Origin of the sequence: Lacinutrix algicola (assembly GCF_001418085.1) — a bacterium.
Classification (GTDB): Bacteria; Bacteroidota; Bacteroidia; order Flavobacteriales; family Flavobacteriaceae; genus Lacinutrix; species Lacinutrix algicola.
The window spans coordinates 171,378-195,510 of the sequence record NZ_LIQH01000036.1; the positions used below are offsets into that span (position 1 = coordinate 171,378).

A 24,133-nucleotide genomic window follows, 5' to 3' on the forward strand; every position below is an offset into this window, starting at 1 on the left:
GTTACAGTTTTAAAACTATTCGACCTCCAAACCTTTAGTAACATTTTCTATAGAAATTAAATAACTTCCTTTTGGGAGATAATACTTATCGTTTTTAGCCTTATTAATGTCTATTGTAGTATTCTCTTTTAATAGTTTTTTTCTTCCTTTTTCTGAAATTGTTAAATCGTAATCAACATAATTAAAACCTTTATCAACATCGACTTCTATCGTTTGTAAAACTGAGTTTTTATCACTTTTAATTTCAATCGTTTTTTTGCCAGAATTATTAGCATAAAACTTAATCTGCGTTGAAGGCTCATAAGGCTGCATCCATTTACTCCAGCTATTTCCCCAACGTCCGTTAGCTCTTATTTTTTCGGTTTCAAAAATTGTAATTGTATTGTTTTTTAAACTCGCATTCATTTTTTGAAGCGGCTCGACATTGGTTTTGTAAATACTTCTTCCGTGTGTTGCAATTAACAAATCGTTACTCCCTTCGTGCATTACAATATCGTGTACTGCTACCGTTGGTAATCCGTTAGAAAAAGCCTCCCAAGATTGTCCGCTATTAAAACTAACGTAAACTCCATTATCTGTACCTAAATACAGTAGTTCTTCATTTACAAAATCCTCTTTAATTACATTAACTGGCGAAGTAGGAATATTTGACGCAATAGACTTCCATGTTTGTCCGTAGTTGTCTGAAACATAAACGTAAGTTGAAAAATCATCAAATCGGTAACCGTTTAAAGTAACATAAACACGTTCCTTTTTATGTTTTGAAGCAATAACTCTAGTCACCCACAAATCCTTAGGCAAACCATTACTAATATTATCCCATGTGTCTCCAGCGTTTTTAGTTACTTGTATTAGTCCGTCGTCACTTCCTGTGTACATTAAACCAAACTCGAAAGCCGATTCGCTAATTGTAGTTAAAGTACCGTAAGCTACATTTCCTTTTTTTCCGCCTTGCGTTAAATCTGGAGAAATTGACTTCCAAGTATCTCCTTTATCCATAGAACGCATTAATTTATTGCCTCCTAAATATAAAATATCTTGATTGTGTTTTGATAAATGAATAGGTGTTTGCCAATTAAAACGGTAAGGTGTCTCTCCTAATTCATGCTTTGGCTGAATGTATTTTTGTTCACCTGTTTCTCTATTAATTCTATAATAATTACCAAATTGATAACCTGTGTACACAATATCCGAATTACGATTATCAATCTCAATTTGCATACCATCGCCTCCCATTAAAGACTCCCAAGGATACATACCGGTTTGGTGCCATCTTTTATCTTCTGGCGCATTATGTGCACCAACCCAAACACCATTATCCTGCAAACCACCATACACACGGTAAGGCTCTTGGTTATCTACATTTATAGCATAAAATTGCCCAACTGCTGGCGAGTTGTTTTTTATCCAGTTTTCACCATCATCGTAACTTATATTTACACCACCATCGTTACCATTTACTAAGTGTCCAGATTTTTTAGGATTTACCCAAAGTGCTTGATGATCTGCATGTACATTCTCTTTACTAATAGATGTAAAGGTTTTTCCGCCATCTTTAGATTTTAAAATCGGCACTCCCATTACGTAAATCCCATCTACATTCTGTGTATCTACTCTAATTTCACCAAAGTAATACCCATAACTATAATACAAATCGTCTAAATAATCGTCGTGTGTTTTCTGCCACGTTTTACCACCATCTGTACTTTTGTAAACCTCAGCTCCTATTACAGGCGTATCAAACAACATAGAATTAGCATCTTCTAAATAATGCGCTAAATCTATTGGTTTTACGTTTCCGCTACGTACCATTTGTTTTACGTTTTCGGCTCTATACTTTTCTTGAAAACCATTTGTTTTTAAAAAGGCATTCAATTTTTTATCTTCAAGACTTAAAAAATCTTGAGTACTCATCGTTTTAAAATCTTCTTTTTTAAAACCTCTTGTTTCTTCTTTTTTTCCTTCGGAAGGTCTCCTAAACTGACTATCGTGCAGTGCATAAATAGTAGTATCATTGTACATTGCCAATCCTATTCTACCAACACCATTTCCTGTTGGAAAACCACTATTTTCTGTAGATACTTTTTCCCAAGTTTCTCCAGCATCTGTACTTTTATAGATGGCCGAATTATTTCCGCTACCATCAAAATTCCATGCTTTTCTGTTTTTAGTCCAAGACGAAGCAAACATAACATTGTAGTTATTTGGTGCATGTTGCACATCTATAATACCACTTACATTATCTACAAATAAGTTTTTGCTCCACGTTTTTCCGCCATCTTTAGTTTTATAAATGCCTCTGTCTTCAGATTTGGAATACAAAGCACCAGTAACTCCTATTACAACTTCGTTTACATTATTTGGATTGATTAAAATACGACCAATATGCTGAGAGTTTGGCAAACCTACATGCTCCCAAGTTTCGCCATTATTAGTAGACTTTAAAATACCAATTCCCGAATAAGACGATCGAGAAGCGTTATTTTCTCCTGTACCCACCCAAATTGTTCGCGTGTTCCAATCTACAGCAATATCGCCTACATTTTGCGTTTGCGCACTGTCTAGAATTGGTGTAAAAGTGGTACCATTATTTATAGTGTGCCACACACCTCCAGAAGCATAACCAGCATAAAACTCTGCAGGATTTTCTGGGTTTACTGCTAAATCTACAACACGACCACTCATTACTGTTGGTCCAATATTTTTAAAAGGGACATTTTTTACTAAAGACTCCTTTTGCAACACTGCTTTTTGCTGAAGTGCTTGTTGTACAGCTTCGGCATTTATTTGAGGTTGTTGTGCTTCGGTTTTAAGAATAACCAAAAAAGATAAAGCTAAAAAAATATTGAATTTCATAATATATATTTTTAAAAGTTTGAAGGTAACGATTATGTTAAATCTGAGCAAAACAGAAATGCTTTTAACCAATAAAATGTTATTTTTACACTTGCTAAGTATTTCCGCTTGACGGAAAATAAAATTCAAATAATATTAATATCATTCCCATTCTTTTATGGGAATGAATAAATAAATTTCTTCATGAAATACAACAAAATAGATTCTGCCCTTTTTATAAAAAACCGTAAAAACTTTGGTGCTCAAATGAAGCCTAAAAGTATTGCGTTTTTTAACTCTAACGATATTTATCCTATTAGTGCAGATAGCACAATGCCTTTTGAGCAGCATAGAGATATCTTTTATTTAAGTGGCGTAGATCAAGAAGAAAGTATTTTGGTGCTTTTTCCAGATTGTCCGAATCCTAAAAACAGAGAAGTTTTATTTTTAAAAGAAACTAACGAACATATTGCTGTTTGGGAAGGTGAAAAATTAACTAAAGATGCAGCATTAGCAACTAGCGGAATTAAAACTGTTTACTGGTTACAAGATTTAGAAAAAGTAGTGTTTGAAATGATGACACAAGCTGAAACTGTTTACATAAATACAAACGAGCACTACAGAGCAAATGTAGAAACGGAAACTAGAGAAGACCGTTTTACTACATGGATAAAAAACAAATATCCTGCGCACAGTGTTGCAAAAAGTAACCCAATTTTACAGCGTTTACGTTCTGTAAAAGACCAGATAGAATTAGACTTAATCCAGACGGCTTGCGATATTACTAACAAAGGTTTTAGACGTGTTTTAAATTTTGTTAAGCCTGGTGTTATGGAATATAACATTGAAGCTGAGTTTATGCACGAATTTTTAAACAACCGTTCTGATGGTTTTGCATACACTCCAATTGTAGGTTCTGGAAACAACGCTAACGTTTTACATTATATAGAGAATAATCAAGAGTGCAAAGCTGGTGATTTAATATTAATTGATGCTGGTGCTAAATACGCAAATTACGCAAGTGATATGACGCGTACTATTCCTGTTTCTGGTAAGTTTAACGACAGACAAAAAGCGGTTTACAATGCTGTTTTAAGAGTAAAAAATGATGCTACAAAAATGTTAGTTCCTGGAACTATTTGGGCAGATTACCATGTTGAAGTTGGTAAATTAATGACTAGCGAACTTTTAGGCTTAGGCTTACTTGATAAAGCTGATGTTAAAAATGAAAACCCAGATTGGCCAGCATACAAAAAATACTTTATGCACGGAACGTCTCACCACATGGGATTAGACACGCATGATTACGGTATTTTAACTGAGCCTATGCAAGCAAATAATGTATTTACTGTAGAGCCTGGAATTTATATTCCAGATGAAGGTTTTGGTATTAGATTAGAAGACGATGTGGTTATCCAAAAAACTGGAGCACCTTTTAATTTAATGCGTGATATCCCGATTGAAGTTGAAGAGATTGAGAGTTTGATGAATAAATAAACTCTTTTATTATATAGAAAAAAAAAGCGAGCTTAATAGGCTCGCTTTTTTTGTTTCTTGAAACTTGAGTTTTTAATATAAATAGTCGAACTTCGTTTGACTTATGATATAAAACGCTGAAATGATTTTATATTAAGAAAACATTGGTAGTAATTTTATAAAACTATGATTAACAACAATATACTAATTATATTTACAATAATTATAGTAGGTCTAATTATTATGGCAATAATCGTTGGTCCAGACAAAAAAGAAAAATCAAAGTCAAAATTCTCTGCAAAAAATGATATCAATGCTGAAAACGTTAATGATAAATTAGTAATTATCAGAAATGTTTCAGCCATACAACTTGAAAAGGCTATTAATCAGTTTTGTAACTTCTATAACCAAAATGGGAATTCAAAATTAATTACAAATTTAACTTGTATAAAAATTCAGGAATATGTTCTTACGTTCCCTTATAATGTAAGTTTTGACACATTTTGTGTCTTTCTGAACTATTTGAAATATCCACACGATATCATTTACGAACCAATTATTACAGCTTGGGCAACTACCAAAACGAATGATAATTGGGTAAAAGGGGCAATAGCCAACAAAAAAGTTATGCTTTACATTCCCACATCAGATGATGAATACGATAATGTTTATCTTACGACAATTGACAACCTAGGATACAAAATGGGTTTTGCTATTGGACATCAAAGTAAACCGTTAAAAACACCTTTAAGGAGATATGAACCATCTCCATATAGTCAAATGAGTTACTACGGAAATGAATCAAAAGAACTCAAATAAAAACTACTGCCAACAACATTTATAATTAATTGCTAGTTTCTAGCCTACTTACGAAAGTCCTCGCGGATTTTCTATTCGGTTTTTATTTGCTAAACTAGGTGCTTAAACACTCTACTAATCATACACAAACCGTTAAACGAAACAAAAAAAGCGAACCCAAAAGCTCGCTTTTATTGTTATTAAACCAAAACACCACTATTCTCAAAAACGTAACGTTGTAACTTCTGTAGCGTTTCAATTTTATCGCTAGTATTTATTAATAACGAAATATTATTATTACTTCCGCCGTAAGAGATCATTCTTACGCTCACATCTTGTAAAATCTGGAATAAGTTAGGCGTATCCGTATGGAAAATTATTTCATTTCCAACCAAACACACAATACTCATATAATCGTCAACCTCAACTACTGCAAATTTATTAAGTTCGTTTACAATAGCTTCTAAATGTCTAGTATCGTCAATTGTTAAAGACACAGCAATTTCCGAAGTTGTAATCATGTCTATAGCGGTTTCGTAACGCTCGAAAATTTCAAAGACTTTTTTCAAGAAACCATGAGCCAGTAACATTCTAACCGACTTTATTTTTATAGCCGTAATACCATCTTTAGCAGCAATAGCTTTAATACCTTCTCCATGAACTTGATTGGTTATTAATGTACCATGCGCTTCAGGATCCATTGTGTTTTTTAATCGCACAGGAATATCAAATACACTTACAGGCATTACGGTTTGTGGGTGTAAAATTTTAGCTCCAAAATAAGCCAACTCAGCAGACTCATCAAAAGATAAATTAGAGATTGCTGTTGTGTTTTCTACAAAACGTGGATCGTTATTATGAAAACCATCAATATCTGTCCAAATCTGTACTTCTTCAGCTTTTAAAACAGCACCAATTATAGTTGCAGTATAATCGCTTCCGCCGCGTTGTAAATTTGCAATATTCCCTTCAGCATCACGACTAATAAAACCTTGTGTAATGTATATTTCAGAATCTGGTGTTTCAGCCATGATTCTGTTCAAATTCTGTTGTATATAATAGTTATCTGGTTCGTTAGTTTTATCAATTCGCATAAAATCTAAAGCAGGTAATAATGATGCATTTATGCCTTCTTGTAGTAAATAATGAGTAAAAATAAATGTAGATAACAATTCGCCTTGAGCTACAATTTGATTATACAATAAAGTATCAAATCGCTTATTTACTAATGCTTCTAGCGTATTAAACACATCGTTTACGTATACAAAAGCGGTTTTATATAAGTCTTTATTAATAATAAAGGTTTTAATCGTGCTATTATAGTTAGTTCTAAGTGCATCGATAACAATCAATGCCTCATCTACATTTCCATTTTTAATGTATTCCGAAATTTTAACCAAAGCATTTGTAGTACCAGACATTGCCGATAACACAACAACCTTTTTTTCGCCATCGTTAATAATATTTTTAACATTTATCATGTTCTCTATAGACCCAACCGATGTACCTCCAAATTTTAATACTAACATTTTGTTTTTAGTTTTATAAAGCTAAACTACTTCGCAAGCATTTAACAACCATAGAAATGAAAAAATTGTTATACTTTTGCACAAATTGTTAAATAATTAACAAAATGAAAACCATTGCAACCTGTGTAGAAGAGATATTAGTTACACAACCTTTTCTTGAAGAAGCTTTATCGCGTAGTATTATTAATTTTTCGGCTTTAGCCGAAGAGCTACAAGCGCCTATTGGTGCTATGCTACGCAAACCTGTAAAAACTGGAGCGATAATGATGGCTTTACGCCGTTACAATCCTCCAAAGGACTTAAGACATTCTAATCAGTTAAAGTCCGTTTTAAAAAATTTAGGAGATATTACCGTACGCTCCAACTTGGTTGATTTTACTTTTAAAAACTCTAAAACGCTTATTAATAGTCATACTAAGCTTTTAGAAACCATAGATAGTAATGCTTTTTATGGCTTTTCGCGAGGTATTTATGAAAGTAATATGGTGATTTCGGCTTCCGAAAAAACAAAAACACAAACGCATTTTAAAAACGAAGAAATGATTGGTTTACACGAAAACCTATCTGCTATTAGTATTCGATTGCCAGAAAACAATTCTAAAATATCTGGCTTGTATTATCAAATATTTAAGCGTTTTGCTTGGGAAGGCATTTCTCTTTACGAAGTTATTTCTACTACAAATGAATTTACCGTTTTAGTTGAAGACCACAGTGTAGACAAGGCCTTCTCAGCCATAAAAAAGTTAAACAATTAAAATATACACTTTTAAAAATCAGGATATAAATATAAATAAATGTTAAAATCTATTATTATATCTAACCGATTGTTTAGTTTTGTATTGTAATTAGAAATAATGGCAAGAAAAAAACAATATATAGAGGAGGAAGTTGTTGCTAAGGCAATGCAATTGTTTTGGCGTAATGGCTATGAAAACACATCAATGCAGATGTTAGAGGACGCGATGGGCATTAATAAATTTTCCATCTACTCTAGCTTTGAAAGTAAACATGGCTTATTTTTAGAAAGCTTAAAACAATACAAAGCAAAAGTTAGTGTGACTTTAGAAAAATTAAAAAACGGAACACAAGGTGTTGAAGATATCAAACAATTTTTTCAAGATTCTGTAAGTTCTAGTTTTAAAAGCGACAATGTAAAAGGCTGTTTAGTAACAAATACTTACAATGAGTTTTCTGAAACTGAAGATGAATTAGTAAAAACACAAATGAACGCGTTTATGACTAATTTAAAAGAAATTATTATCCAAAAGTTAGCATTAAACTCTAATAAAGATGACGCCACTATATTAAAACAAGCTAACTATTTACTTTTAGCAAAGCATGGTTTAGCTGCTGCATCAAGGGTAAACACAAAACAAGAAATAGAAGATTATATAGAAATGATTTTTAAAACCATTTAAAATCATTTTTTTTAAATAATAACTAAACGAATGTTTAGATAAGATTAACATAAATATTAAAAAAAGAAAAATTATGACAACTTTAAAAATTCACAACATCGAGTCTGCTCCAACTGAAGCAAAACCATTATTAGAAAATTCTCAAAAAGCATACGGAATGATTCCTGGTTTACACGGTGTATTAGCTGCGTCACCTCAAATATTAAAAGCATACCAAGATTTACACCAATTATTTACAGAAACATCTTTTAATAATGATGAGCTTACTGTAGTATGGCAAACAATTAACGTAGAGCACGCTTGTCATTACTGTGTACCTGCACATACTGGTATTGCTAAAATGATGAAAGTTAACGATTCTATTACGGAAGCGTTACGTAACGAAACACCTCTAGCAGATTCTAAATTAGAAGCACTTCGTACTATGACCTTATCTATAGTTCGTAACCGTGGTAACGTTTCTCAAGCAAATTTAGAAGCATTTTACGCAGCTGGATATGGCGAGCAACAAGTATTAGAGATTATTTTAGGATTATCTCAAAAAGTAATTAGTAATTACACAAACCACATCGCAAACACACCTGTAGATGAAGCTTTCCAAAAATTTGCTTGGAAAAAATAAAAATGTAGTCCCTTTAACTACAGATTAATAGCTGTAAACCTTCCTCCTATTTTGAGGAAGGTTTATTAATTAAAAAAATAGATTATGATAAAAGTATCCGTAATGTATCCAAACAGTAAAGATGTACAGTTTGATGCAGACTATTATAAAACAAAACATTTACCAATGATTATCGATGCGCTTGGTAGTGCTTTAAAAGGTTTAGAATTAGATTTAGGATTGGCCAGCAGAACTCCGGGAGAGTCTGCACCTTACGTAGCCATTGCACATTTAAAATTTGATAGCGTAACCGCTTTTCAAGAGTCTTTTGGGCCTCATGCCGAAACTTTTGCTGCAGATATAGAAAACTACACTAATGTACAAGGCGTACTTCAAATTAGTGAATTGGTTACTTTTTAAAACAGAAACATAAATGGTGTTTTAATGAATATTAAAGAGGAAACTATAACACATATAACAGAAAAGAGCTTCTCTACAGTTTTTAGAACTACTACTGAGGCTCTTGGCTTTATGCATCTAGTTTTCAGTAAAAAAGAAATAACACCTTATCAATTTAGGTCTATTATGATAGATCTAAAAAAAGAATTCTCAAAACTTAGTGTTTCAAAATTCAATAAAAAACTAAGCTATCATTGGCTTGTACGTTTTGACCAACAAGTAAATACTCCTTTTCACGTAGACAATGCTGCAGAGCAATCTATACTAATGCTGGGTTACGAACCTAGTGATATTAAAAGTGAATTGCATTTGGTAGATTATCATGCCTACGCTAATAAAGCATATAAAACGCCTAAAGATTATTTTAATAAATTTACACCTGTTTTTAAAGGTGACGAGGACGTATTAAAACCTTTCCTTTCAAAAATAAAATCTGTAGATAACGATCATTATTCTATTGTTATAATTAATAATAGTAGTCCAAAATCTAATGCAAATACATTAGGTCTTTTTCATAAAGCTTTAATTATAAAGGAAGATTTAAGCAAAAGTAGAATCGTTAATTCTATGGTTTTAAATCTTGTGTCAATAGATACAATTACAGAAGATCAACAAAAAGAAAACAACTTTCTAAACACTAATCTAATCAGTAAATAAGTGGATTAGCGTTATGGAAATCAATATAAAATTCATTTAAAAAATAAAGTTATGGCTAATAAATTAAAAATAGATATTGTTTCAGATGTTGTATGTCCTTGGTGTACCATTGGATACAAACGTTTAGAAAAAGCAATCCAAGAACTTGGTATTGAAGATCAAATTGATTTAGAATGGCAACCGTTTGAGTTAAACCCGAATATGCCTGCTGAAGGTCAAAATGTAAACGAGCATATTACAGAAAAATACGGTTCTACTACAGAGCAACAAAACGAATCGAAGCAAATGATGACGGAAGCTGGTGAGGAACTCGGTTTTAAATTTGATTATTTTGATGACATGCGTATGGTAAACACTTTTGATGCTCACGTTTTATTAGAATATGCTAAAGATTTCGGAAAACAAACCGAATTAAAAATGGCATTGACTAAAGCGTTTTTTAGCGATAGAAAAGATGTGTCTAAAAAAGATATTTTAAAAGAAACTCTTTTAAGTGTTGGTTTAAATGCAGACGAAGCCTTAGCTAAATTAGATAGTGAAGATGCACGTTTAGAAGTAAGAACCAAACAAGACTATTGGAAAAATATGGGTGTAAACTCTGTACCAACTATTGTTTTTAATCGTAAAAGTGCCGTTACAGGAGCGCAACCTGTAGATACTTTTAAGCAAGTTTTAAACGAATTAATTAAAGAACAACAATCGGTTTAATATAATCGATTGCTTAACACACAACACATGAACAACAATAAAAACACAGGAGCATTAGACGTTTTGTTAGATGAAGTCCGTCAAGCAGGTGCTGCCAAATTCTCAGATGTAAAGAAACAGATATATGCAGACGGAATTTCTAGTGTTGCCAATTCTGGAGTCTTAGATGCGGCATTAAATGTTGGAGACAAAGCGCCTAACTTCACTTTAAAAAATGCTCTAAACGAAACTGTTACTTTAAACGACGAGCTTAAAAACGGACCTGTGGTTTTAACATGGTACAGAGGTGGTTGGTGTCCATATTGCAATATAACATTACACGCTTTACAAGAAAAATTACCAGAGTTTAAAAATGAAGGTGCTACACTTTTGGCTTTAACTCCAGAATTGCCTGATAACTCTTTGAGTACTTCAGAAAAAAACAATTTAGAATTTACTGTATTGAGTGATATTGGCAATGCAATTGGCAAAGAATACGGTGTAGTTTACACATTAACAGACGATGTTGCTTCTATGTATAATGCTGGTTTTGGGTTAAACAAAGTAAATGGAGACGCTAGTAACACCTTACCTTTAGCCGCAACTTATGTTATTGACACTAACGGAATTATTACGTATGCTTTTTTAGATGCAGATTATACAGCGCGTGCTGAACCTTTAGAAATATTATCTGCTTTACGTAAATTAAAATAATGTATTTTTATTAAGAAAAACATACCAATGAAAAATTTTAGCTACATCATTATCCTTTCAATTTTATTTATTTCTTGTAAAGAAAAAACAGAAAACAAAGTGGAAACGACACCTGTTACGGTACAAACCGAAACTCCAAAAGCCACTCAAATAACCGCTTTTAAAGGACAACAAGTCACTGGAGTCTCGGTAAGTAATGAAGGTCGTATTTTTGTGAATTTCCCAAGATGGAGAAAAGGCGTTAAGAATTCTGTAGCAGAAATAACAAATAATACCAACACTGCTTTTCCTAATGAAGCGTGGAACTCTTGGGAAATAGGAAACAAAATAGAAGCTAATAAATTTGTTGGTGTACAGTCTGTTGTTGTTTACAACCAACTTATCTATGTTTTAGATACTAGAAGTGCCCTTTTTCAAGAAGTGGTAGATGCTCCTAGAATTTTTGTTTTTAATATAAATACAAAAGAACTAGAGCATACTTATATTTTAAATGAAGAGGCATATCACCCTAATTCTTACATCAACGATTTACGTCTTGACAAAAAGAACAACAAAATCTACTTTACAGATTCTGGTAATTCTGGATTAGTAATTTTAGATTTAAAAACTGAAAAGTTTACTAGAGTTTTAGACAACCATTCTTCTACAGCAGCAGAAGTCGATTTTTTAACTTTTGAGAATAAAACATGGACGAATTCTGTAAATTCTGACGGAATAGCTTTAGATACCAAGAATAACAAACTATACTACCACGCACTTTCAGGCTATAGTTTATTTAGCATACCAACAACAGCATTAACTTTAGAAGATGAAAAAGAGATTGAAAATGCAGTCATTTTTGAAGCTAAAACGTCTGCGCCCGACGGAATGATTTTTGACGACAACGGAAACTTATATTACGCAGACCTAGAACACAATAAAATTATGTATCGCAAACCAGATGGCAGCATACACACTTTAATTGAAGGTGATGCCATAAAATGGGCAGATACTTTTAGCATATATAACGGTTATTTATATTTCACCAACTCTAGAATTAATGAGGTCACTGCAGATATTTCTAACATGGAATTTACCGTTAATAAAATTGCATTAGCAAATTAGTTTTTAATGCTTCAAGAAAAAAAACAGATTGATTTTATCAGTCTGTTTTTTTAATTATAAACATTACATATCTTCATAAAATGAAAACCAAACCTAAAGTATTATTCTTCGATGTAAACGAAACGTTATTAGATTTAACGATAATGAAAAAGCAAGTTGGTGACGCTTTAGGCGGAAAAGACCATTTGCTATCCTTGTGGTTCACAACTATGTTGCAATACTCGTTAGTGGTTTCTGCAAGCGGACAATACAAACCGTTTGGACATGTTGGTGCTGCTGCTTTACAAATGGTTGCAGCAAATAATGGAATTACAATTCCCGAGGATAAGGCGCGAGATATTATAGTTAATGCCATGCAAAATTTACCACCGCATCCAGAAGTTAAAGACGCTTTAACCTTACTAAAAAAGGAAGGATACACTTTGGTAGCACTAACTAATTCTAATAAAGAAAGCTTAAAAAACAAATTTGAAAACGTTGGTTTAACAACTTATTTTGATGAGCTATTAAGTATTGAATCTGTTGGTAAATTTAAACCTTTTACCGATGTTTATAATTGGGCAGCCCATAAAATGAACGCAAAACCAGAAGACTGTATGCTTATTGCTGCACATGGTTGGGATGTTGCAGGCGCACTTTGGGCTGGATGGCGAGCTGCTTTTGTTAGCAGACCAGGACAACAAACATTTCCGTTAGCACCACAAACAGAAATAAACGAACCAAACTTAAAATTAATAGCAGATATTCTTATTCAATACAAATAAGAACTAAAAATAGACATTGTTTCAGATGTTGTTTGCCCATGGTGTACCATTGGATATAAGCGTTTAGAAAAAGCAGTTTAATTAGTAAAAACTTCGCCTTGACTTTGTTAAAAAACCACTAACTTCGTTTAGAGTATGATAAAAAACATTGAAACGATTTTTTATCAACTAAACATTGGCAGGAATGATGAACAACAGCGCGATAACACTCTCGAATAAAATAATTATTTCTTTGAAACAAGAGTATTTTAAAACTTCTATAATTCAAAATAGTTCAGACTATTTTCCGAGTTTTATAAAAAAAGCTCTAGAAGATTACACAAAACATTACCAAGAATATCTCTATGATGAAATTGATTTATGTGTTCCATTTTCGAATAGCAAAAAAGATATTATTATCTCTAAAATAATTGATTTATCTGAATCTATAAATAAGACTATTGATTTATATTATAATGGAAAATTCCATGAAGCTACGACTATATTTAATGCATCTTTAGAAAGAGTGTTTTTTAATGATATTAAAATGGTTAAAAAAATCAGAAAAGGAAGTTCTTTTTATAGGGCGCGGAAAGATGAAGACATTCATTTCAGTAAAGAAGATCTATTTCATGTTCCATTCCAATATCGACACATTGTTTCCACAAACAGATACAGTTTAATTGGATTTCCAGCTTTATATATGGCAGATGCAACTTATACTTGTTGGGAAGAATTTGAAAGGTATAGATTAAGAGATTTATGGTTTTCAAAAATTCAAAATCAAGAAGAGCTTTCAGTAATCGAAATTAATCACTTTATGGAATTCATAAACGGATACTATAATAACGATACTAATAAAAATGAGGATGAACAATTAGCCTATGTTTTAAGTTATTTGGTAACTTATCCTCTAACATTAGCTTGCACAATTAAAGCTAAAAATCCACATGGTAATTTTAAACCTGAATATATAATTCCTCAGCTATTACTTGAATACATATCTACAAAACAGGACATAGATGGAATTAAATTCCCTTCTACAAAAGTCGATTATTCTAAATTACGAGGTTTACATTCATATAATTACGTTTTCCCAGTAAAATCAAATAATGAATCTGGTTTCTGCGACAAATTGATTGAAAAATTTCATGTATCAGAACCAACTTCACTTGAATTGGAAGAAATAATTAACAATTCGTCAAACGTATCTGTTAAAAGTAAAACTTCAGTTCATCCAATAGGAGAAATAGAATTAATAAATGGAAAAAAAAGTATTTATAGAGATACTTCTTTTGGTAAAATTGAAATAAGCTTAAGGAATAGAAGAGTTTACAAACTATAATCACATCTGCTAACACCTTATATAATTTATTGCTAGTTCTAGCTTGCTTACACCCGTAACGAAATCAAACACGATAAACGAAACAAAAAAAAGCGAGCCTCATACAAGGCTCGCTTTTTCTACTTAAAAACTAAATAATTAACTACTCTACTACTAAAGTATACTGTGGTGTTTTGTTAAAAGGACAAAAATATGTGTATGTACCTTTTGTAAGCGTTACTTCTTTTGAAGATTCTGTTTTACCATGCTTTACCATTTGAGATACATAAGCATCTGCAATGTGGTTTTTTGCATCTTTACCGTCTTTACCAGCTTCAATTAATACTAAACCAACTTCTGGTGCAGCATTTGTGTTTGTTACATTAAATACATAAGTACCTTCGCTTACTGTTAATGCTTTTTGCGTAAACTCTCCTGCTGTTTGCTCTAATGAGATTGTTTTTACTGCTTTACTCATTTTGTCTTGTGCTCCAGATACGAATGTGAAGGCTACTAAAAATACTGCTAATACTAAATTTTTCATAATGTAATTTGTTTTAATTTATTTGTTATTGTTTAATTCTATTCTTTTTGTTTGAGTTGAGATTTTACAAAGCATCAAGAGCTTCTCGATACGCTTTTTTCATGCTTTACAAAACCACTCGAAGTGACACGTTATTATTGTGCTACTGTAAACTTTCCTGCTTCTACAGATGGGAAATCTACTTCTGTTTCTGCTATATGGTTTACATAGTTTGTTAATGTATTAGACACAACGTTAAGTACAATTTCTAATATTTCGCCATCGTTAAAACCTGCTGCTTTTACTTCTGCAATGGCTTCTGTAGATACTTGTCCGCGATTTAATGTTACCGCCTGTGCAAATTGTAATCCTGCTTGATCTTTATCTTCATTTGCAAAACCTTTACGACTTTGTTGTGTTTGCTCTTCGGTTAAACCATTCATTATACCAATTGCTGTGTGCGCAGATAAACAGTAGTTACATGCGTTTGTTTCGGCAATTGCTAATGCTAATTGTTCGCGGTATTTGTTTGTAAAATCACCACTTGCTGTTAATTCTCCTAAACTTAAATACGTTTGTAATGTTGCTGGAGAGTTTCCAAATACTTTAATAAGGTTTGGTATAAAACCTAATTTCTTTTGGACTGCGTTAAATAAATCTTTAGCTTTTCCTGTTGTTGTTGCTGGATCTAATGTTTTAATTCTTGTGCTCATTGTTTTTGTTTTTATGTTTTTCGCTTTCGCGGAAATACTATTTATGTTTGTTTGTTGTTTTTAACTTTTAGTTAGAACATTTGCATAATTGTTGTTGTGCATTTTGCTCGTCGTATGTTTGGTATCCCCAACAATTTGGGCATTGTATGTTTTGTATTGTTTTCATAATTTTTGGTTTTTAATATTACTAATTAATTACACTGCAAAGATGCGACGAGAACTTGCCTTTAAAAATGGACAAAAGTTCCTTATGCATGGACAGCCTATTTTTATTGGGTTACGGTTACTTCTAGTTCGTCTATTTTTAGTCTTAGTTCTCTTTCTGTTATTAAGCCTGTGTGTTTATCGACTACTTTTCCGTCTTGAAAAAACACTAGTGTTGGAATACTTCTTACTTTAAAGTATGCTGCTAAATCTTGATTTTTATCTACGTTTACTTTTTTAATAATAACATCGTCGTTTAACTCGTCTGCTAACTTATGAATGGTTGGCAATAATGTTTGACACGGTCCACACCAGTCTGCATAAAAATCTAATACTACTTTTTTGTTGTTTAATACTGTGCTTTTAAAGTCGGCTTGATTTAATTGAATGTCCATATGTTTTATAATTTTAATGTTGTTGTTGTTTTAATTATAATGCAAAGATGCGCTGTAAGTACCTAGTAATAAATAGACAAAGGTTCCTTATGCTTGGACTTGCCTATTTTTATTCAGTTTTATTGGGTTTCGAATCGGTAATCTTGCGTGAAGGATGGAAGTGGCATCCTTTTTTTAAGGAGAGGTTACTAATAAAAAGGTAATACTATTGTATTGGAGAGTTGCTAAAATAGATTCAGCTTAAAAAAAAAGATATAACGTACAGCCTGACCTTTATGGGCACGCCATTAAAATTTTAAAAACTAGGATGAGATGACCACATCTTGCTAAAAAGCAAGATTCGTAGTGACGCTAATAGTCTTTTCTAAATTGAAGTGGTGACTTTGTGGTGGCTTTGGTGAAAAAACGGCTAAAGTATGCCGAATCGTTAAAACCGAGGTCGTAGGCTATTTGTTTTACGGCTTCGTCTGTATAAATGAGTTGGCGTTTGGCTTCTAGGACGATTCGGTTTTTAATGAAATCGCTTGGTGTTTCTGCGCCTACTTTTTGAAAGTTTTTGGTCAACGATTTTGGCGATAATCCTAACCTATTTGCATAGTCGGTTACGGCGTGTAGCGTTTTGTAATTTTGCTCGACTAGTGTACTAAAGTCTTTAAAAAGCTTGGTTTCTATGTCGGTTTTTATGGGATGATGTTCTTTTTGTATGCGTACGGAATGGATGATAAATTGCTTTAAATAGGTTTGCAACATATCGTATTGGGCGGTTTCGGTGTTTTTAAATTCCTCGATAAGGCTTTCTAATATAAAACTAAGTTTTTTAGTATCGTTTTCGCATGGTTTTACAAAAGGTGTTTCGTAAACGTTGTTAAAGAGTACACCGTTACAGGCAACCTCTTTATCGTGTGTTTGTATGCAATAGAAGTCTTTTACGAATGTAATTTTGTAGGCTTCTTTTATTTTTTCGGAATCTACCGAGAATACTTGACCAGGTGATAGAAAAAACAATACGTTCTCCTTAAAAGAGTAGCTTTTAAAGTCTATGTTATAGGTACCTTTTCCTTCTTTAATCCAATATATACTGTAGGAATCGACTTGTTCTGGTTTATTAACCACACAGGCTTTTTCGAATTGTACGACGCTTAACGAAAAAAGGTCTTTATAGGTATATGTTGAAATGTCTTGTATTGCCATTGGTTTACGAGCTAATGGTTTTATTAGTCGTAAAAGTTTTGATATTTAACACTAAAAATGAAATTAATGCTGGTATTAACCATCCTAAATTTTGATTTGCCAACGGAATAAAGGATTTAACACCTGTTAAATTGCCTTCTGGTAATAAAAATCCTAAAAAATCTGGAATACTAAATAAAACGGTTACCAATGCAACACCTTTAAACACTGCAGAAGATGCATATTTTTCTGGTATTACATTTAAAAGTATCAATACAATAGTAATTGGATAAATAAACATTAACGCTGGTACGGCTACAACTATAATATAACTCACATCAAACTGCCCAACAAACACACCTAATAAACACGAAATAACTGCTGTTACCGTATACACTGTTTGCGAGTTTTTAAAAAGGCCTTTAAAAAAATCTGCTGTACCTACAATTACTGAAGTTGCTGTTGTAAAACAAGCTAAAGCGATTAATACACTTAAAAACACATTACCAATGTTTCCTAAGGTTTTTATACTTAAACCTGTTAGTAATTCTGGTCTAGAAATTGAAGCATCGAATTCTGTATTATGTAATGCGCCAACGGCTATCATTCCTGTATATATTATAAATAACCCAATGGCTGCTACTAATCCTGATTTGGCAATGATTGCTTTTTTATCTTCAAAGGAAACGCCTCCTTCTAAATTAAGAGATATTATTACTACACCTCCTATTACTACTCCTCCAAGGGCGTCGTAAGTTTGGTAACCTTCAAGCAATCCTGCTATTAAAGCTGGAGATTCTAAAACTGAAGGATTCATACTTTCTGGAGAAGAAAAAAGTCCGATACCTATTATAGCCAAAAGAATTAAAACAATTAAAGGCGTAAGAAACTTTCCTAAAATACTTAGTATGCGATCTCTTTTCATAACAAAAATGAAAGCAATACCAAAATAAATAGAACTTGTTAATAAGGATGACGTGTCGAAAAAAGGCTGAATTGCCATTTCATGTGTTACTGCTGCTGTTCTTGGTATTGGCAACGCTATAGCAACAATGTATACACTTAAACAATATATTAAACTAAATAATGGTGACACCTTTTTACCAAAGTCTAACATTGTACCTTGTAATCTTGCGTGACCAAACAAAGCTAAAAGCGGTATAACTATAGCCGAAGCAATAAAACCAAGTGTTACAAGCCACCAATCTGGCCCAGAATTGAAACCTAATTGTGGTGGTAATATTAAATTTCCTGCTCCAAAATAGCTAGCGAAAATTGCGAAGCCAATTATTAATATTGTTTTATTATTATTCATTGCATAAAATTATCTTTGACCAATATACTTTAAAAAATGATTCTAGATTATAAAGGTGTTCCCATTTTTTATTCAGATTCTGGTAAAGGACAAGTAATTGTATTATTACATGGCTTTTTAGAAGACCATTCTATGTGGAATAATATAACACCAGAACTTATTAAAAAGAATAGAGTTATTGCTATAGACTTGTTAGGTCATGGAAAAACAGGTTGTTTAGGCTACGTCCACACAATGGAAGATATGGCTGAAGCTGTTTCTGCTGTTTTAAAACATTTAAAACTTAGAAAATACATTTTTATTGGTCATTCTATGGGCGGCTATGTTGCTTTAGCATTTGCTAAATTATATCCAGAAAGTATTAAAGGCTTATGTTTATTGAATTCTACATACGAAGAAGACGATAAAGACCGTAAACAATTAAGAGCGCGTGCCAATAAAATGGTACAAACCAATTATGAAAACATGGTACGCATGAGTTTTGCAAATTTATTTAGCGTAAAAAGTAAAGTTGTGCATTCTGTAGCTTACAACGCTGCATTAAATACCGCTTTAAAAACACCTGTTCAAGGTTATATGGCTGCAAATGAAGGCATGCGATTACGCGAAGACACTTCTAATTTCTTTGCTAATTCTACCTTTAAAAAAATTGTTTTATTAGGTGAAAAAGACACGATTTTAAATACTGAAAACATATTAAAATTCACGCACACTCACAATATTGATACTCATGTTTTTTCTGAAGGTCATATGAGTCATATAGAAAATGAAACTGCTTTAATTAAAAAAATAATGCATTTCGTCGAAAAAATATAACGTTTCGGCGAGCGTTTCTGGTTTTTGTTTATATTTAACTTCTTAAAAATCAATATTAAGAGCCTAAACTAACAACCAACCTATGTTTTGCAAACTATTCGGCCACAAATACGAAATATCTAGAAGTGTTACTTATTACGTAAAAGAATATAAATGCTGTAAATGCAATAAGCAGCTAACTACTAATAGTAAAGGATACCTAGTTGACCTTACACCAAAATATAAAGAGATAAACTCTATCCTATCTAAAATGCATAACAAAAAACAAGCAAGACTTCGTAGAGAAGAATTGCTTATTGCTTATAAAATGACTTCTTAACTAGAGAAATTTTTCCAACCTTGGGCTGTAATAGGTATTTTAGTTTCTGCTCTTGTAACTAGATTTGCTCCTGCATTTTCTTCAGTTATAAATCCAATAACTGTTAAATTAGGATTTGCTTTAATTTTAGGAAAATCTTCTTGAGAAACTGTCATCAACAGTTCATAATCTTCACCTCCATTTAAAGCCACAGTTGTACTGTCTATATTAAATTCTTCACAAGTTGAAATCACTTGAGGATCTAAAGGAATTTTATCCTCATATAAATCGCATCCTACACCACTTGCTTTACAGATATGTAAAATCTCTGAAGACAAACCATCACTTACATCAATCATAGACGTCGGTTTTACATTTAAATCTTTAAGTAGTTTAACAATATCTTGTCTCGCTTCTGGTTTTAACTGTCGCTCCATTACATAAGTGTAAGCATCCAAATCTGGTTGATTTTGTGGGTTTACTTTAAACACTTCTTTTTCACGTTCCAAAATTTGAAGCCCCATATAAGCGCCTCCTAAATCACCAGTAACTACTAGTAAATCATTTGGTTTTGCTCCTTTTCTATACACTACATCTTCGGCATTAACTTCTCCAATAGCCGTTACAGAAATTATTAATCCAGAAGTAGATGATGTTGTATCTCCACCAACAACATCAACATTATATATTTTCGATGCTAAAGTAATCCCTTCATATATAGCCTCTAACGCTTCTAAAGGAAAACGATTAGAAACAGCTATAGATATTGTTACTTGAGTTGCTTTGGCATTCATAGCATAAACATCAGATAGGTTTACAACCACAGCTTTATAACCTAAATGCTTTAAAGGCACATAACTTAAATCGAAATGAACACCTTCAACTAGCATATCTGTTGTTACTACAATTTGCTTGTTTTTAAAATTTAAAACGGCTGCATCATCTCCAATACTAGTTACAGTAGATTCTTGCTTTATCTCAAATTGCTTTGTAAGATGATCTATTAGTCCAAATTCACCTAATTCACTTAATGGTGTACGTGCTTGATTTTTATCTTCTATCATAATGCAAAAATAAGAAGATGAATTAATAATTAGGGTAAATTAATATTTAATTGTTTATCTAATAGGAAGTAGATTTAAACAATACATAGGTTATTAATCCGTTTATTAAAAGCTAAATAAGGCTAAACCAACACACTGGCTTTTTAACGTTACAAACCAGCGTTTTATCGTTTTTTTTCTTAGTTTTGATTTTGAAACAAATCACCTATTAGTGCTAAAAACAAATAAGCTCTAAAAAAAATTATTAAAATGAAAATTATAAAAAAGAGTACTTCACTTATACTATTTTGCTTAGTAATGGCATTTGCTTTTAATAATTGTTCTAATGAAACCACAAACAATACTCCTGCTGCAGATACAGATGGAGATGGTATTCCTGACGCAACAGATAACTGTTTAGAAATAGCAAACGCAGATCAAGCAGATTTAGATGGTAATGGTGTTGGTGATGTTTGTGATCCAGATGGTGATCAAGATGGTATTATTGATGCCCTAGACAATTGTCCTTTCTTCTCTAATCCTGACCAAACAGATACAGATGGAGATGGTGTTGGTGATGCTTGTGAACAAGATGAAGATGAAGACGGTATTCCGGACGATGTTGACAACTGTCCAACAATTGCAAATTCAAACCAATTAGATACAGATCAAGATGGAATGGGTAATGTTTGTGATGCAGATAATGATAACGATGGTATTGATGATATTATAGATAACTGTCCTTTAACAGCAAATCCTGATCAAGCAGATACAGATGGTGATGGTATTGGTGATGTTTGTGACTTCAACCCTCTTTTTCCATGTGAAAATGGAATGGCCGGAGACTACCCATGTAATGGAATAGATTTATTATCTGTAATTGATTTACAAACTTTAGGAGGTAGCACAAATAGTGAAGGAAGTGATATTTGGGGATGGACAGACCCAACAAACAATAATGAATATGCTATAATTGCACTATCAAACACTACCGCTTTTGTAGATGTTACAGATCCTGTAAATCCAATGTTTTTAGGGAGATTAAATTCTAACGCAGGATCAAACGCTTGGAGAGATGTTAAAGTATATAATAACCATGCTTTTATTGTTGCCGATAATGTAGGAGCACATGGTATGCAAGTTTTCGATCTAACAAGATTAAGAAACGTTACAAATGCTCCAGAAACTTTTACTGCTGATGCTATTTATACAGGTGTTGGAAGCTGCCATAACATTGTAATAAACGAAAACGAAGGTGTTGCCTATTTAGTAGGTTGCAACTCAACTAATGGTGGAGGACCTGTTTTTGTTGACATTACAAACCCAACGAACCCAACATTTTTAGGCGATTATACTGCTGGAGGATATTCTCATGATGCACAAGTAGTAACCTATAATGGTCCAGATACAGATTATACTGGAAGACAAATTTACGTTGGAAGTAATGGTAATACAGATAAAGTTGTAATTCTAGATGTTACAGATAAAAATGATGTAGTCCCAATTAGCGAATTTACATATCCACAAACAGCCTACGCACATCAAGGTTGGTTTACAGAGGACCAAGCTTATTTTATTTTAGGTGATGAGCTAGACGAGCAAGGCTTTGGCTTTAATACTAAAACTTTAGTTTTCGATTTTACAGATTTAGACAACCCTTCTTTATCTTCATCTTATTTTGGACCAACTGAAGCAATCGACCACAATGGTTATGTAAAAGGAAATGAATACTACTTAGCTAACTATAGAGCTGGATTAAGAATATTAGATATTTCAAATATTTCTTCAGCAACCAATGCAATGACAGAAACAGCTTTTTTCGATACATTCCCATCTAGTAACAGTGCTAATTTTAATGGCGTATGGAGTGTTTACCCATATTTTGCTAGTGGAAATATTATTATTAGCGATATTGAAGGTGGCCTATTTGTAGTTAGAAAAAGTAATTAACACTATTTAAATGAAAAGCAAAAGTGCTTTATTACTCTATTTATTTGTTTTTGCAATTGTAATAAGTTGTAAAAACGATGACGACAATATTGAAAGTAATACTGTTTTACCCTCTGGATTGGTATCATCTGTAAAAACTTACGGTGGTTCCAAAAACGACAGCGCTCAAGAAATTGTAAGCACTAACGATGGTGGCTATGCCGTTATTGGTTTCACCCAAAGTGTGGATGGAGACATCACAGACAAGCAAAACGAAGTTTTTAATTTCTGGGTTTTAAAGTTTGATGAAGAAAATGAAGTACAATGGAATAAAACCTATGGCGGAACTGGAGATGATAAAGGACAAGACATTATACAAACTATAGACGGTGGTTATGCAGTTTTAGGATCAACCTTTAGTAACGATGGAGATGTTTCAAGTAATAATGGACAAAACGATTATTGGTTAGCAAAACTAGATGCTTCTGGTAATATTAGTTGGCAAAAATCTTTTGGATACCAAGGTGCAGATTATGGTATATCTGTAATTCAAACTAACGATACTGGTTATTTAGTAACTGGCGTTTTAGACGTTACAGGCTCTAATGGACAAGGCGACACCTCAAGGTTTAGTAACAAACATGCCGGCGGAGATTATTGGGCTATAAAACTAGATGCCTCAGGAAATACAGAATGGAGCAAATATTATGGTGGGTTATTAACAGATACACCAGCAGGTGTAGTACAAACTGATGATAACGGCTATATATTGGTTGGAGGAACAGACAGTATGGATACTGATATTTCTAGCAACATTGGATCTTACGATTTTTGGGCAGTTAAAATATCAGAAACTGGTGCTATTGTTTGGGAGAAATCTTTTGGAGGAGACGAAATAGACGAAGCTTGGTCGATTGTAAAATCAGGAGACGGAAACTTTTTAATTGTGGGAGACACTAGAAGTAACGATGTCGATATCTCTAATAACATTGGAGCCGCAGATATTTGGCTTATTAAAATTTCTCCTTTAGGCGAATTGCTTTGGGAAAAAACCTTAGGAGGTACAAACTTTGATGCCGCAAGAGACATTACAGCAACTCAAGATGGTGGTTTTTTAATTGCCGGAAGCTCTAGAAGTAACGATGTTGATGTTTCAGAAAACAAAGGTCAAAACGATGCTTGGGCTTTAAAAATAAATAGCACCGGTACTATAGAATGGGAAACAACTATCGGTGGAACAAACATAGATTTTGCCTACGGAATTACAGAATTAAATAATAAAAAAGTAGTCGTGGTAGGAGACACTTACAGTAACGACATAGATATTACAGAAAATAAAGGGTTCTCAGATTTACTGATTATCAATATTGATTAAAACAAAA

At 32.6% G+C, this 24,133-nt stretch carries 24 protein-coding genes and 1 pseudogene; 17 read left to right on the forward strand and 8 right to left on the reverse strand.

Annotation, left to right across the window (positions count from 1 at the left end; translation table 11 throughout):
* Nucleotides 1-15: 15 nt before the first annotated feature.
* A complete protein-coding gene (locus ASC41_RS09175; RefSeq protein WP_083477177.1) occupies nucleotides 16-2,856 on the reverse strand; it encodes a WD40/YVTN/BNR-like repeat-containing protein in 2,841 nt (946 codons plus the stop codon).
* A 183-nt stretch (nucleotides 2,857-3,039) separates the two neighbouring features.
* Between ASC41_RS09175 and ASC41_RS09180 the strand changes: the two genes are divergently transcribed.
* The gene (locus tag ASC41_RS09180) at nucleotides 3,040-4,332 is read left to right on the forward strand and encodes an aminopeptidase P family protein (protein WP_055436338.1); all 1,293 of its coding nucleotides are present in this window, start codon (nucleotides 3,040-3,042) and stop codon (nucleotides 4,330-4,332) included.
* A gap of 165 nt (nucleotides 4,333-4,497) precedes the next feature.
* Nucleotides 4,498-5,130 carry a hypothetical protein gene (locus tag ASC41_RS09185; protein WP_055436339.1) on the forward strand — a complete coding sequence of 211 codons (633 nt, stop codon included), beginning with the start codon at nucleotides 4,498-4,500 and terminating at the stop codon, nucleotides 5,128-5,130.
* A gap of 179 nt (nucleotides 5,131-5,309) precedes the next feature.
* Here the strand turns inward: ASC41_RS09185 and ASC41_RS09190 are convergent, their stop codons facing one another.
* Nucleotides 5,310-6,638, reverse strand: a complete 1,329-nt coding sequence (locus tag ASC41_RS09190; RefSeq protein ID WP_055436340.1) for an aspartate kinase — start codon at nucleotides 6,636-6,638, stop codon at nucleotides 5,310-5,312.
* A 104-nt stretch (nucleotides 6,639-6,742) separates the two neighbouring features.
* Here ASC41_RS09190 and ASC41_RS09195 point away from each other — a divergent pair, with 104 nt between their 5' ends.
* The 11 genes and pseudogenes from ASC41_RS09195 to ASC41_RS09240 all read left to right on the forward strand — a co-directional run bounded on the left by ASC41_RS09195 (nucleotide 6,743) and on the right by ASC41_RS09240 (nucleotide 14,366).
* Nucleotides 6,743-7,393, forward strand: a complete 651-nt coding sequence (locus tag ASC41_RS09195; protein WP_055436341.1) for a hypothetical protein — start codon at nucleotides 6,743-6,745, stop codon at nucleotides 7,391-7,393.
* Between the two features lie 99 nt (nucleotides 7,394-7,492).
* Nucleotides 7,493-8,056, forward strand: a complete 564-nt coding sequence (locus tag ASC41_RS09200) for a TetR/AcrR family transcriptional regulator (protein ID WP_055436342.1) — start codon at nucleotides 7,493-7,495, stop codon at nucleotides 8,054-8,056.
* A gap of 73 nt (nucleotides 8,057-8,129) precedes the next feature.
* A complete protein-coding gene (locus ASC41_RS09205; protein ID WP_055436343.1) occupies nucleotides 8,130-8,678 on the forward strand; it encodes a carboxymuconolactone decarboxylase family protein in 549 nt (182 codons plus the stop codon).
* Nucleotides 8,679-8,762: 84 nt separating this feature from the next.
* Nucleotides 8,763-9,077, forward strand: coding sequence for an EthD family reductase (locus ASC41_RS09210; protein ID WP_055436344.1), 315 nt, complete (start codon nucleotides 8,763-8,765; stop codon nucleotides 9,075-9,077).
* A gap of 24 nt (nucleotides 9,078-9,101) precedes the next feature.
* Nucleotides 9,102-9,773, forward strand: a complete 672-nt coding sequence (locus ASC41_RS09215; protein WP_055436345.1) for a hypothetical protein — start codon at nucleotides 9,102-9,104, stop codon at nucleotides 9,771-9,773.
* Nucleotides 9,774-9,824: 51 nt separating this feature from the next.
* On the forward strand, nucleotides 9,825-10,481 hold the full coding sequence (locus ASC41_RS09220; RefSeq protein WP_055436346.1) for a DsbA family oxidoreductase: 657 nt from the start codon (nucleotides 9,825-9,827) through the stop codon (nucleotides 10,479-10,481).
* Between the two features lie 27 nt (nucleotides 10,482-10,508).
* Nucleotides 10,509-11,174: a peroxiredoxin-like family protein gene (locus ASC41_RS09225; RefSeq protein WP_055436347.1), complete on the forward strand. Its 666-nt coding sequence runs from the start codon at nucleotides 10,509-10,511 to the stop codon at nucleotides 11,172-11,174.
* A gap of 27 nt (nucleotides 11,175-11,201) precedes the next feature.
* Nucleotides 11,202-12,278, forward strand: coding sequence for an L-dopachrome tautomerase-related protein (locus tag ASC41_RS09230; protein ID WP_055436348.1), 1,077 nt, complete (start codon nucleotides 11,202-11,204; stop codon nucleotides 12,276-12,278).
* A gap of 80 nt (nucleotides 12,279-12,358) precedes the next feature.
* A complete protein-coding gene (locus tag ASC41_RS09235; RefSeq protein ID WP_055436349.1) occupies nucleotides 12,359-13,042 on the forward strand; it encodes a haloacid dehalogenase type II in 684 nt (227 codons plus the stop codon).
* A 9-nt stretch (nucleotides 13,043-13,051) separates the two neighbouring features.
* Nucleotides 13,052-13,120, forward strand: a pseudogene (locus ASC41_RS16815) (DsbA family oxidoreductase); the annotation flags it as partial.
* Nucleotides 13,121-13,229: 109 nt separating this feature from the next.
* Nucleotides 13,230-14,366, forward strand: coding sequence for a hypothetical protein (locus tag ASC41_RS09240; RefSeq protein WP_055436350.1), 1,137 nt, complete (start codon nucleotides 13,230-13,232; stop codon nucleotides 14,364-14,366).
* 142 nt (nucleotides 14,367-14,508) lie between these two features.
* Here ASC41_RS09240 and ASC41_RS09245 read toward each other — a convergent pair whose 3' ends face one another.
* The 5 genes from ASC41_RS09245 to ASC41_RS09265 all read right to left on the reverse strand — a co-directional run bounded on the left by ASC41_RS09245 (nucleotide 14,509) and on the right by ASC41_RS09265 (nucleotide 18,665).
* Complete coding sequence (locus tag ASC41_RS09245; protein WP_055436351.1) at nucleotides 14,509-14,889, reverse strand: cupredoxin domain-containing protein; 381 nt, start codon at nucleotides 14,887-14,889, stop codon at nucleotides 14,509-14,511.
* 134 nt (nucleotides 14,890-15,023) lie between these two features.
* Nucleotides 15,024-15,581 carry a carboxymuconolactone decarboxylase family protein gene (locus ASC41_RS09250; protein WP_055436352.1) on the reverse strand — a complete coding sequence of 186 codons (558 nt, stop codon included), beginning with the start codon at nucleotides 15,579-15,581 and terminating at the stop codon, nucleotides 15,024-15,026.
* 269 nt (nucleotides 15,582-15,850) lie between these two features.
* Nucleotides 15,851-16,180: a thioredoxin gene (gene trxA, locus ASC41_RS09255; protein WP_055436353.1), complete on the reverse strand. Its 330-nt coding sequence runs from the start codon at nucleotides 16,178-16,180 to the stop codon at nucleotides 15,851-15,853.
* Nucleotides 16,181-16,531: 351 nt separating this feature from the next.
* A complete protein-coding gene (locus ASC41_RS09260) occupies nucleotides 16,532-17,371 on the reverse strand; it encodes a helix-turn-helix domain-containing protein (RefSeq protein ID WP_055436354.1) in 840 nt (279 codons plus the stop codon).
* A gap of 4 nt (nucleotides 17,372-17,375) precedes the next feature.
* Nucleotides 17,376-18,665 carry a branched-chain amino acid transport system II carrier protein gene (locus ASC41_RS09265; protein ID WP_055436355.1) on the reverse strand — a complete coding sequence of 430 codons (1,290 nt, stop codon included), beginning with the start codon at nucleotides 18,663-18,665 and terminating at the stop codon, nucleotides 17,376-17,378.
* Nucleotides 18,666-18,701: 36 nt separating this feature from the next.
* Here ASC41_RS09265 and ASC41_RS09270 point away from each other — a divergent pair, with 36 nt between their 5' ends.
* Nucleotides 18,702-19,481 carry an alpha/beta fold hydrolase gene (locus ASC41_RS09270; protein WP_055436356.1) on the forward strand — a complete coding sequence of 260 codons (780 nt, stop codon included), beginning with the start codon at nucleotides 18,702-18,704 and terminating at the stop codon, nucleotides 19,479-19,481.
* A gap of 82 nt (nucleotides 19,482-19,563) precedes the next feature.
* Nucleotides 19,564-19,800 carry a DUF1660 family phage protein gene (locus ASC41_RS16615; RefSeq protein WP_083477178.1) on the forward strand — a complete coding sequence of 79 codons (237 nt, stop codon included), beginning with the start codon at nucleotides 19,564-19,566 and terminating at the stop codon, nucleotides 19,798-19,800.
* On the opposite strand, the gene thiL is transcribed toward ASC41_RS16615, so the two are convergent.
* Nucleotides 19,797-20,843 carry a thiamine-phosphate kinase gene (gene thiL, locus ASC41_RS09275; RefSeq protein WP_055436357.1) on the reverse strand — a complete coding sequence of 349 codons (1,047 nt, stop codon included), beginning with the start codon at nucleotides 20,841-20,843 and terminating at the stop codon, nucleotides 19,797-19,799. The genes ASC41_RS16615 and thiL overlap by 4 nt on opposite strands.
* A gap of 249 nt (nucleotides 20,844-21,092) precedes the next feature.
* Between thiL and ASC41_RS09280 the strand changes: the two genes are divergently transcribed.
* Both ASC41_RS09280 and ASC41_RS09285 read left to right on the forward strand, forming a co-directional pair.
* Complete coding sequence (locus ASC41_RS09280; protein ID WP_083477179.1) at nucleotides 21,093-22,772, forward strand: choice-of-anchor B family protein; 1,680 nt, start codon at nucleotides 21,093-21,095, stop codon at nucleotides 22,770-22,772.
* A gap of 10 nt (nucleotides 22,773-22,782) precedes the next feature.
* A complete protein-coding gene (locus ASC41_RS09285) occupies nucleotides 22,783-24,126 on the forward strand; it encodes a hypothetical protein (RefSeq protein WP_055436358.1) in 1,344 nt (447 codons plus the stop codon).
* Nucleotides 24,127-24,133 lie beyond the last annotated feature (7 nt).

Bases quoted from the DNA above. Each gene is read 5' to 3' on its own strand.
- ASC41_RS09215 (WP_055436345.1), top strand. From the start codon at position 9,102: ATGAATATTAAAGAGGAAACTATAACACATATAACAGAAAAGAGCTTC.
- ASC41_RS09270 (WP_055436356.1), top strand. From the start codon at position 18,702: ATGATTCTAGATTATAAAGGTGTTCCCATTTTTTATTCAGATTCTGGT.
- thiL (WP_055436357.1), bottom strand. From the start codon at position 20,843: ATGATAGAAGATAAAAATCAAGCACGTACACCATTAAGTGAATTAGGT.
- ASC41_RS09280 (WP_083477179.1), top strand. From the start codon at position 21,093: ATGAAAATTATAAAAAAGAGTACTTCACTTATACTATTTTGCTTAGTA.
- ASC41_RS09250 (WP_055436352.1), bottom strand. From the start codon at position 15,581: ATGAGCACAAGAATTAAAACATTAGATCCAGCAACAACAACAGGAAAA.
- ASC41_RS09190 (WP_055436340.1), bottom strand. From the start codon at position 6,638: ATGTTAGTATTAAAATTTGGAGGTACATCGGTTGGGTCTATAGAGAAC.
- ASC41_RS09175 (WP_083477177.1), bottom strand. From the start codon at position 2,856: ATGAAATTCAATATTTTTTTAGCTTTATCTTTTTTGGTTATTCTTAAA.
- ASC41_RS09200 (WP_055436342.1), top strand. From the start codon at position 7,493: ATGGCAAGAAAAAAACAATATATAGAGGAGGAAGTTGTTGCTAAGGCA.
- ASC41_RS09265 (WP_055436355.1), bottom strand. From the start codon at position 18,665: ATGAATAATAATAAAACAATATTAATAATTGGCTTCGCAATTTTCGCT.
- ASC41_RS09285 (WP_055436358.1), top strand. From the start codon at position 22,783: ATGAAAAGCAAAAGTGCTTTATTACTCTATTTATTTGTTTTTGCAATT.
- ASC41_RS09235 (WP_055436349.1), top strand. From the start codon at position 12,359: ATGAAAACCAAACCTAAAGTATTATTCTTCGATGTAAACGAAACGTTA.
- ASC41_RS09180 (WP_055436338.1), top strand. From the start codon at position 3,040: ATGAAATACAACAAAATAGATTCTGCCCTTTTTATAAAAAACCGTAAA.
- ASC41_RS09245 (WP_055436351.1), bottom strand. From the start codon at position 14,889: ATGAAAAATTTAGTATTAGCAGTATTTTTAGTAGCCTTCACATTCGTA.
- ASC41_RS09185 (WP_055436339.1), top strand. From the start codon at position 4,498: ATGATTAACAACAATATACTAATTATATTTACAATAATTATAGTAGGT.
- ASC41_RS09195 (WP_055436341.1), top strand. From the start codon at position 6,743: ATGAAAACCATTGCAACCTGTGTAGAAGAGATATTAGTTACACAACCT.
- ASC41_RS09240 (WP_055436350.1), top strand. From the start codon at position 13,230: ATGAACAACAGCGCGATAACACTCTCGAATAAAATAATTATTTCTTTG.
- ASC41_RS09225 (WP_055436347.1), top strand. From the start codon at position 10,509: ATGAACAACAATAAAAACACAGGAGCATTAGACGTTTTGTTAGATGAA.
- ASC41_RS09220 (WP_055436346.1), top strand. From the start codon at position 9,825: ATGGCTAATAAATTAAAAATAGATATTGTTTCAGATGTTGTATGTCCT.
- ASC41_RS09230 (WP_055436348.1), top strand. From the start codon at position 11,202: ATGAAAAATTTTAGCTACATCATTATCCTTTCAATTTTATTTATTTCT.
- ASC41_RS09205 (WP_055436343.1), top strand. From the start codon at position 8,130: ATGACAACTTTAAAAATTCACAACATCGAGTCTGCTCCAACTGAAGCA.
- ASC41_RS16615 (WP_083477178.1), top strand. From the start codon at position 19,564: ATGTTTTGCAAACTATTCGGCCACAAATACGAAATATCTAGAAGTGTT.
- ASC41_RS09260 (WP_055436354.1), bottom strand. From the start codon at position 17,371: ATGGCAATACAAGACATTTCAACATATACCTATAAAGACCTTTTTTCG.
- ASC41_RS09210 (WP_055436344.1), top strand. From the start codon at position 8,763: ATGATAAAAGTATCCGTAATGTATCCAAACAGTAAAGATGTACAGTTT.
- trxA (WP_055436353.1), bottom strand. From the start codon at position 16,180: ATGGACATTCAATTAAATCAAGCCGACTTTAAAAGCACAGTATTAAAC.